This window comes from Steroidobacter sp. (genome assembly GCF_016790065.1).
In the GTDB taxonomy this organism is placed as follows: domain Bacteria; phylum Pseudomonadota; class Gammaproteobacteria; order Steroidobacterales; family Steroidobacteraceae; genus Steroidobacter.
Map to the genome: position 1 here is coordinate 1 of NZ_JAEUPY010000451.1, position 8,037 is coordinate 8,037.

Below are 8,037 nucleotides of genomic sequence, written 5' to 3' on the forward strand. Positions count from 1 at the left end.
GCTGGCCAGATAGAAAATCGCCGCCCGCACCTCGCCCGACTGGTGCAACGCCCAGCCGACCACCGGCTCGAACAAATGCTGGTCATGGATCTGGGCCACGATGACAAAAAACACCACGATCAACGCCGTGAACGGCAGCGCTGCCTCGAATGCCTTGCCGAGCCGCTGTTCGTCGGTCACGCCGGTGAACGCCGTTGCCAACACAATCACCAGCAGGCCGATCAGTCCCACCTCCGCCAAGTGAAACGCCAGCGAGAACACCAGGATCATCGCAGTGATCGCCTGCACCACGATGATCGCCACGTCACGCTGCGTGCGATGGGCCTGCCGCTCGCGATCGTAGTCTTCGAGCACGCGACGAACCGCATCCGGTAAGCGCGTGCCGTAACCGAACCACTTCATGTGTTCGACCACCAGACAAGTCACGATGCCGACCACGAACACCGGCAGTGCCACCGGCGCGACCTGCAAAAAGAATTCGGCGAAGGTCCAGCCGGCCTGCTCAGCCACCAACACGTTTTGCGGTTGTCCCACCGGCGTCATCACGCCGCCGAGCACGGTGCCGCCGCCGGCGTGCATCAACAAGCCACGCAGCACCGCCCGAAAGGCGTCGAGATCCGAACGATGCAACTCGCCGACATGCTCGTCCGCCGAGCTGTCGTGCGGATCGTGATGGGTCTTACCCGATGCGACCTTGTGATAAACCTCGTAGAAGCCCATGGCCACGGTGATGACCACGGCCAGCACCGTCAGCGCATCCAGAAATGCCGCCAGCACTGCCGGCACCAGGCAGAACAAAAATGCCAGCCACAGATTCGAGCGCACCTTGAGCAACAGCTTGGTGAAACAAAACACCAGCATCTCTTTTAGAAAGAAAATGCCGGCAATCATGAAAATCAGCAGCAGGATGATGGGGAATGCGGTGACGGTGTGTTGATACACCGAGCTGGGATGGGTCAGGCCCAGTAACACCGCCTCGAGCGCCAGCAAGCCGCCGGGCTGCAGCGGATAACATTTCAACGCCATCGCCAGCGTAAAAATGAACTGCAACAGGATCAGCCACGCGGTGAGTGTCGGCCCGTGCGCGCCGCCCAGCATCAACACCAGCGGATTGAGCAACAGAAACGCAACGATGGTCAGCTTGTACCAGCGCGGCGCATGCCCCAGAAACAGATTACGAAACGCTTGTAGCATGCCCAGATTGGCGCCCGGTTGGCTACGCGACTGCCGGAGCCGCCGCCGGCACCGACTCGGCCGCCAGTGCCAACGCCAATTGTTTGAAGATGGTCTTGCCGCCGCTGCTCTTGTCGATCGCGGTGAGCATGCGCTCGTGCGCCACCAACTCCTCCTCGGATGCACACAACACTTTCAACAAACCGCGCGGCCGAATCATTGCAGCCACCGGTTCGAAAGCGACGTCCGCACTGGCTGCCGCTGTTTCGCCCAGAATCAGCGCCGTCTGGCCACCCGTCATCGCCAGATAGACTTCGAGCAGGATCTGCGCGTCGAGCAACGCGCCGTGCAGCTCGCGATGTGAGTTATCGATGCTGTAGCGTTTGCACAGCGCGTCCAAGCTGTTGCGCTGGCCCGGATGCAACTGACGCGCGAGCGGCAACGTGTCGATCACATTGCAGATCTTGCGAGCCTGGCGCAGCGGCCCCGGCAAGCGCTTGAACTCTGCGTCCAGGAAGGCCAAGTCGAACGCGGCGTTGTGAATGATCAACTCGGCGCCGCTGATGAACTCGAGCAGTTCATCCACGACATCGGCGAAGCGCGGCTGCTGGGCGAGGAATTCGTTGGTGAGGCCGTGCACCTGGATGGCGCCACGATCCACTTCGCGATCCGGCTTTAGGTAGCGATGAAAGGTGCGACCGGACTTGCGCCGATTCACCATTTCGACGCAGCCGATTTCGATGATGCGATGACCCTGTTCGGGCTCGAGGCCAGTGGTTTCGGTATCGAGGATGATTTGACGCATTAGCGACTAACCCAGCACCGATTCCTGCAGCGCCGAGACTACTTCGGCTTGTTGCGCCTCGGTCAGATACGGATGCATGGGCAAGCTGATGACCCGATTGCCAACGCTTTCCGAGATCGGGAAGCTGCCCACGCCCTGACCGAGATTCGCGAACACCGGCTGCAAATGCAGCGGCACCGGATAGTGCACAGCCGTCGGCACCCCGCGTGCTTTCATGCCCTGCTCGACCTTGGCACGGTCAGCGACTTCGACTGTGTATTGCGCGTACACGCTCGTGGAGTTAGGCGCGATGTAAGGCGTGACCACCTTACGCGCAGGCTCGCTTTCCTTCGCAAACGCTGCGTCGATCAGCTGCGAGTAACGGGCACCGATCTTGATGCGCGCTTCGACCTCGTCCGGAAAGATTTCCATTTTCGCGAGCAACACGGCTGCTTGCAGCGTGTCGAGTCGGCCATTGATGCCGAGCCGTGGATGGTGATAGCGGCGATCCTGACCATGCACGCGGATCTCACGCATCAGCTTGGCCAGATTGTCGTCGTCCGTGAACAGCGCGCCGCCATCGCCGTAGGCACCGAGCGGTTTCGACGGGAAGAACGAAGTGGAGCCGACGTCAGAGACTGCGCATGAGCGCTTGCCTCGATACGTGGCACCGAAACTCTGCGCGGCATCTTCGATGACCGGAATGCCATGTTTGCGGGCGATGGCGTTGATCGCATCCATGTCGGCGCACTGGCCGTACAACGCCACCGGCATGATGGCCTTGGTCTTCGGCGTGATCGCCGCTTCGATCAACTTCGGGTCGAGGTTATAAGTGCGCGCGTCGATGTCGACGTACACCGGCTTGGCTCCGGCCAGCGCAATCATTTCGCCCGTGGCGATGAAGGTGAACGGCGACGTGATGACTTCATCGCCCGGCCCGATGCCGTACGCCAGCAGCGCGATCAGCAACGTGTCCGTGCCGCTCGACGCGCCGATGCAATGTTTCGCGCCCACGTACTCGGCGAGCTTGTTCTCCAGCTCGACGGTCTCGGCGCCCAGGATGTATTGCCCGTGCTCGAGCACCTTCTGGATGCGCGCATTGACCGAGTCCTGCACGCGGCGGTACTGGGTTTTGAGATCGATAAAGTCCATGGAGAACCCGGTAGTGATCGCAAGCTGGCGCGCATGATAGCGCATGCGACCTGCTGTAACGACGCCGGGCTAATACGGCTCAGACTACTGGCAGTCGCGCTTGCATCTCGTCGATGGCCTGGTTCGCCAATTGGTCCGCACGCTCGTTGCCAGGCACGCCGGCATGCCCCTTGACCCAGTGCCATTCGATCTTGTGCCGCGCCATCTCTTGCTCGAGCGCTTGCCACAGGTCGACATTCTTCACCGGCTTCTTGTCGGCGGTCCGCCAGTCGCGCAATTTCCATTGCGCCATCCATTCGAGCACGCCTTTGCGCACGTACTGCGAGTCGGTATAGAGCATCACCTCGCAGCCACGCTTCAAGGCGGCCAGCGCTTGAATCGCCGCCGTCAATTCCATGCGATTGTTGGTGGTCAGGGCTTCGGCGCCCTTGAGCTCTTTGACATGCTCGCCGGAGCGCAGGATGGCGCCCCATCCGCCCGGCCCCGGATTACCGCGGCAGGCGCCATCGGTGTAGATCACGACTGCAGACATTCACTACATCATTACATGCGACGAGTGGCGTTACGCGAGGTGGTGGGCTCGATCAGGCCGCCGACCACTTTGGTACGCAGCCGCCAACGCGGGCGGATCGGCGTCAATGTGTAGACGCGCTTGCGGGCCTTGAGCAGATAACCGCCGGCGAACATCGGCCACAACTGATTACCGGTGCGCTCGAAGAAGCGTTGCGACGATGGCGCGCTGGCGCTGAACGGCAAGCTGAACAAGTAGCGACGTGCATCCACCACTTCGAAGCCCAGCAGCTTGAGCCAGTCGCGCAACCGGCTCTCGCCAATCAAGCGCTCCAGCCCCGGCGGGAAACCGCTCTTGGCGAACCAGTGGCGCAAGCCCCAACTGGAGAACGGCCGGAAACCGAACACGATCAAGTGGCCTTCGGCGGACAGGATGCGTCCCACCTCGCGCACGATTTCATGCGGCTCGGGTTCATATTCGAGCGTGTGCGGCAACAAAACGGCATCAACCGAATCGGACGCGATCGCCAATGCATCGGTGCGCGAACGAATCGCCGAGGTCGCACCGGACCGACGCGTGCCATGCCACGCCAACACCGACTTGCGTTGCGTGCGAGCTTCGGCCATCAAGCCATCGTCGTCGCCCCATTGCCCGATCTGCAGCAGCTGCCAACCGAACACTTGGGCCAACGCTTCGCTCGCGATCTTGCGCTCGAGCGCATACACCCGTTGACCGAGCGGCGAGCGCAGCCAAGCGTGCAGATCGAGGGCAGACGGTTCGGTCATGGCGCAAGGATAACGGATCGTGAGCGGCATCGGTTCGGTTAGCCCCACCACGGCTCGGGCGCAATCGTGGAGATCACTGCTAAACGCTTGCCGCTCAGCGACCTGGCATGTTTAATACCCCCTGGTTGTCTGCTGGGGTCGGCCGCCGAGGCCAACAATATGCTGCAAGTGACCCCGGTTCGGGCATTTACTGACAATTACATCTGGCTGATTCATTCGCCGCGGGATGCTTCTCGCGTGCTGGTCGTCGATCCGGGCGACGCCAAGCCAGTGGGACGCATGCTCGCCGAGCGCCACCTGACGCTGGCCGGCATCTTGATCACCCATCATCACAGCGATCATGTCGGCGGTGTCGCCGAACTCCTGCGCAATCGCGATAGCTCAGCTGCTATTCCAGTCTACGGACCGGCCAACGAAACCATTCCAGGCGATCCGACGCGGCTGCGCGAAGGCGATCACGCCCGCTTTGCCGAATTGGGATTGGAATTCGCCGTGCTGGACGTGCCTGGGCACACGGCCGGCCACATTGCATACGTCGGTCACGGCGCAGTGTTCTGCGGGGACACGTTGTTCAGCGCCGGTTGTGGTCGGTTGTTCGAAGGTACCGCGGAACAAATGCACTCCTCGTTGTCCAAGCTTGCGGCCCTGCCTGCCGAAACCTTGGTGTACTGCGCTCACGAGTACACCTTGAGCAACTTGAAATTCGGGCTGGCTGTGGCGCCGGGCAACCAGGCCGCGGCCAGTTATTTTGAAAAATGCCAGCAGTTGCGGGCGCGGGATCAGGCAACGATCCCATCGGACATAAGGCAGGAGAGGAATGTGAACCCTTTCCTGCGCTGTGACGATGAGACTGTGAAACAGGCCGCTGAAGCCTATGCCGGCCGCAGGTTACCTAGTCAACCTGAGGTGTTCGCTGCCATCCGTCAGTGGAAGGACGGGTTTCGCTAGTGCAACGTTGGATCAATTCGACGCCTGCCCGACCAGGGGTGTGGCAGGTGTGGAGGGATGAGATGTTTCAATGGCGACCGGCGACCGCGCTGCGGGCGATTCTTGCTACGACGCTCGTCGTCTCCATAGCTGGGTGTAGCCACCTCGGCTCCAGTGACGACGGCGACGAAGCCGAAGACCCGGTCGAGCTGGTGGAGCTGGATCCCGGCACCACCAAGCTGGATGAAGCCGCCATCGGCGTGTACGGCCCGGAACAGATCGAAGAAGCCATCGAAGCCTTGGATGCCCAGAGCGGTCCGCGCCTGGTGCGTGAGCTCGGTGCCGATGGTGCGCCGGTGCCGGAAAGCGGCGACCTGTTCGAACGTATCCGCAAGGGCTACACCATTGCCGACGTCGATCATCCGTCGGTCGACATGGAGCTGCGCTGGTTCGCCAATCATCCCGATTATCTGGACCGCACCTTCAAGCGCGGCGAACGTTATCTGCATTTCATCGTCGGCGAGCTCGAAGCCCGCAACATGCCGCTCGAGCTGGCGTTGCTGCCGGTGGTCGAGAGCGCCTTCAATCCAGTTGCTTACTCACGGGCCCGCGCTTCCGGCCTGTGGCAGTTCATTGCCGAAACCGGCCGTCGCTACGGCCTGAAACAGAATTGGTACTACGACGGCCGTCGCGACGTGGTCGCATCCACCTCCGCTGCGCTCGACTACCTGCAGTTCCTGCATGACGAATTCAACGGCGACTGGTTGCTCGCCGTCGCCGCCTACAACTGCGGCGAAGCCCGCGTCGCCCGCGAGTTGGAAAAGAACGAGCGCGCCGGCCTGCCTACTGATTACTTCAGCCTGAGCCTGCCTCGCGAAACGCGCGCCTATGTGCCGAAGCTGTTGGCCATGCGTCGCATCGTCGGCGATCCGACCAGCCATGGGCTGGCATTCGCGCCGATTCCAAATGCGCCCTACTTCACCAAGGTCGATGTCGGCGGTCAGATGGATCTGCATGTCGCTGCCGAACTGGCCGACATGTCCAAGGAAGAGATCCTGGCGCTGAATCCGGCGTTCAATCACTGGGTCACCGATCCGGACGGCCCGCACCACATTCTGGTGCCCATCGATCGTCATGAGCGCTTCAAGGAAGGCGTGGCCGCCCTGCCGCCGACCGAACGCGTCCGCATCGTGTATCACCGCGTGCGCCGTGGCGACACGCTCGGTGGGATCGCCGACAAGTACGGCATTCCGGTGGCTGCACTGAAGAACGCCAACAAGCTTCGTGGCACCACCATTCATCCCGGCCAGGACTTGCTGATCGCCGCTGCGCCCAAGGGCATCAAGTTGCCCACCGCTGCCCAGCTCGCATCGTACGAAGATGAAAAGCCGGTGCGCAGCCGGTCGTCCTCCGACAAACACATTGTCCGTCGCGGCGACACGCTGTGGAGCATCGCCAAGACCCACGGCGTCAGCCTGGACAAGCTGGCCAACAGCAACGGCCTGAAGAGCAGCGGCACGCTGACCGTCGGCCAGGTGCTGTCGATTCCCGGCACCGCCAAGCTGGCCTCCACCGATAACAGCAACGTGCCGCGTTCCACCACTTACGTGGTTCGCCGCGGCGACTCGCTGTCGACCATCGCCACCAAGTTCCGCGTGCAGCTCACCGACCTGCTCAGCTGGAACAAGCTGACCAAGCGCAGTGTGATCAAGCCCGGCCAGCGCCTGGTGATGTACGTCGACGACCGGCGCCGCGCCGGCATCTGATCCAACCCCTAACCGCCAACCGCGAACCGCTTCCGGCTAAACTACGCTCCAGCTTTTTTCACTGGAGCGGTTCATGGCATTCCTCGCAGGCAAGCGCGCCCTCATCATCGGACTGGCGACCGAGCGGTCCATCGCCTACGGCATCGCCGAGGCGATGAAACGTGAAGGCGCCGAATTGGCGTTCAGCTACCAAGAACGCTTCAAAGATCGCGTCGAAGGCATGGGCAAGGAGTTCGGTGCCGCGGCCGTGTTCGAAATGGACGTGGCCAGCGACGAGAGCATCGCGGCCGGCTTCGAGACCTTGAAAAAGAGCTGGGACAAGCTCGACATCATCGTGCACGCCGTGGCGTTCGCGCCTTCGGATGCGATTCGCGGCGGCTTCGTCGAATCGACCACGCGCGAGAATTTCCGGATCGCGCATGACATCTCCAGCTACAGCCTCACTGCTGTCGTGAAGGCCGCCGAGCCGCTGCTCGAAGGTCGTGCGGGCTCCATCCTCACCCTCACCTATCTGGGCGCCGTGCGCTCGCTGCCCAGCTACAACGTGATGGGCCTGGCGAAAGCCAGCTTGGAAGCCGGTGTACGTTTCTTGGCGGCCGACCTCGGCCCGAAAGGCATTCGCGTCAACGGCATTTCCGCCGGCCCGATCAAGACGCTGGCGGCTGCCGGCATCGGCGGCTTCCGCAAGATGCTGAGCCACGTCGCGTCGATTGCCCCGATGCGCCGGAACGTGACTGCGGAAGATGTGGGCAACACCGCAGCCTTCCTGGCATCCGATCTCGCTGCCGGTATCACCGGCGAGATCATCTACGTCGACGGCGGCTTCAACACCGTGGGCATGAGCTTCCCTGAAAGCGACTGATCCTTAAACGCCATCAGAATGCAAAACGCCGCGGCTTCTTGCGAAACCGCGGCGTTTTTGTATCGACTGCCTCGCCG

The 8,037-nt window shown here is 62.0% G+C and carries 8 protein-coding genes; 3 read left to right on the forward strand and 5 right to left on the reverse strand.

Going from position 1 to position 8,037, the window contains the following annotated elements; translation table 11 throughout:
* The 5 genes from JNL55_RS18905 to JNL55_RS18925 all read right to left on the reverse strand — a co-directional run.
* Positions 1-1,194: SLC13 family permease (locus tag JNL55_RS18905; RefSeq protein WP_293857138.1), on the reverse strand; the 1,194-nt coding region annotated here is incomplete at its 3' end.
* A 22-nt stretch (positions 1,195-1,216) separates the two neighbouring features.
* Positions 1,217-1,978 (reverse strand): DNA polymerase III subunit epsilon, encoded by a 762-nt coding sequence (dnaQ, locus tag JNL55_RS18910; protein ID WP_293857141.1) that lies wholly within the window; start codon positions 1,976-1,978, stop codon positions 1,217-1,219.
* Between the two features lie 6 nt (positions 1,979-1,984).
* Entirely contained in the window at positions 1,985-3,109 is a 1,125-nt protein-coding gene (locus JNL55_RS18915) for a DegT/DnrJ/EryC1/StrS family aminotransferase (RefSeq protein ID WP_293857144.1), read from the reverse strand.
* 79 nt (positions 3,110-3,188) lie between these two features.
* Positions 3,189-3,641 (reverse strand): ribonuclease HI, encoded by a 453-nt coding sequence (gene rnhA / locus JNL55_RS18920; RefSeq protein ID WP_293857146.1) that lies wholly within the window; start codon positions 3,639-3,641, stop codon positions 3,189-3,191.
* An 11-nt stretch (positions 3,642-3,652) separates the two neighbouring features.
* Positions 3,653-4,405 (reverse strand): class I SAM-dependent methyltransferase, encoded by a 753-nt coding sequence (locus JNL55_RS18925; protein WP_293857148.1) that lies wholly within the window; start codon positions 4,403-4,405, stop codon positions 3,653-3,655.
* Between the two features lie 159 nt (positions 4,406-4,564).
* Here JNL55_RS18925 and gloB point away from each other — a divergent pair, with 159 nt between their 5' ends.
* The 3 genes from gloB to JNL55_RS18940 all read left to right on the forward strand — a co-directional run bounded on the left by gloB (position 4,565) and on the right by JNL55_RS18940 (position 7,960).
* Positions 4,565-5,353, forward strand: a complete 789-nt coding sequence (gene gloB / locus JNL55_RS18930) for a hydroxyacylglutathione hydrolase (RefSeq protein ID WP_293857150.1) — start codon at positions 4,565-4,567, stop codon at positions 5,351-5,353.
* Positions 5,354-5,415: 62 nt separating this feature from the next.
* Positions 5,416-7,098, forward strand: coding sequence for a LysM peptidoglycan-binding domain-containing protein (locus JNL55_RS18935; RefSeq protein WP_293857152.1), 1,683 nt, complete (start codon positions 5,416-5,418; stop codon positions 7,096-7,098).
* Positions 7,099-7,171: 73 nt separating this feature from the next.
* Positions 7,172-7,960 (forward strand): enoyl-ACP reductase, encoded by a 789-nt coding sequence (locus JNL55_RS18940; RefSeq protein WP_293857154.1) that lies wholly within the window; start codon positions 7,172-7,174, stop codon positions 7,958-7,960.
* Positions 7,961-8,037: the final 77 nt, after the last annotated feature.

Bases quoted from the DNA above. Each gene is read 5' to 3' on its own strand.
- dnaQ (WP_293857141.1), bottom strand. From the start codon at position 1,978: ATGCGTCAAATCATCCTCGATACCGAAACCACTGGCCTCGAGCCCGAA.
- JNL55_RS18915 (WP_293857144.1), bottom strand. From the start codon at position 3,109: ATGGACTTTATCGATCTCAAAACCCAGTACCGCCGCGTGCAGGACTCG.
- rnhA (WP_293857146.1), bottom strand. From the start codon at position 3,641: ATGTCTGCAGTCGTGATCTACACCGATGGCGCCTGCCGCGGTAATCCG.
- JNL55_RS18925 (WP_293857148.1), bottom strand. From the start codon at position 4,405: ATGACCGAACCGTCTGCCCTCGATCTGCACGCTTGGCTGCGCTCGCCG.
- gloB (WP_293857150.1), top strand. From the start codon at position 4,565: ATGCTGCAAGTGACCCCGGTTCGGGCATTTACTGACAATTACATCTGG.
- JNL55_RS18935 (WP_293857152.1), top strand. From the start codon at position 5,416: ATGTTTCAATGGCGACCGGCGACCGCGCTGCGGGCGATTCTTGCTACG.
- JNL55_RS18940 (WP_293857154.1), top strand. From the start codon at position 7,172: ATGGCATTCCTCGCAGGCAAGCGCGCCCTCATCATCGGACTGGCGACC.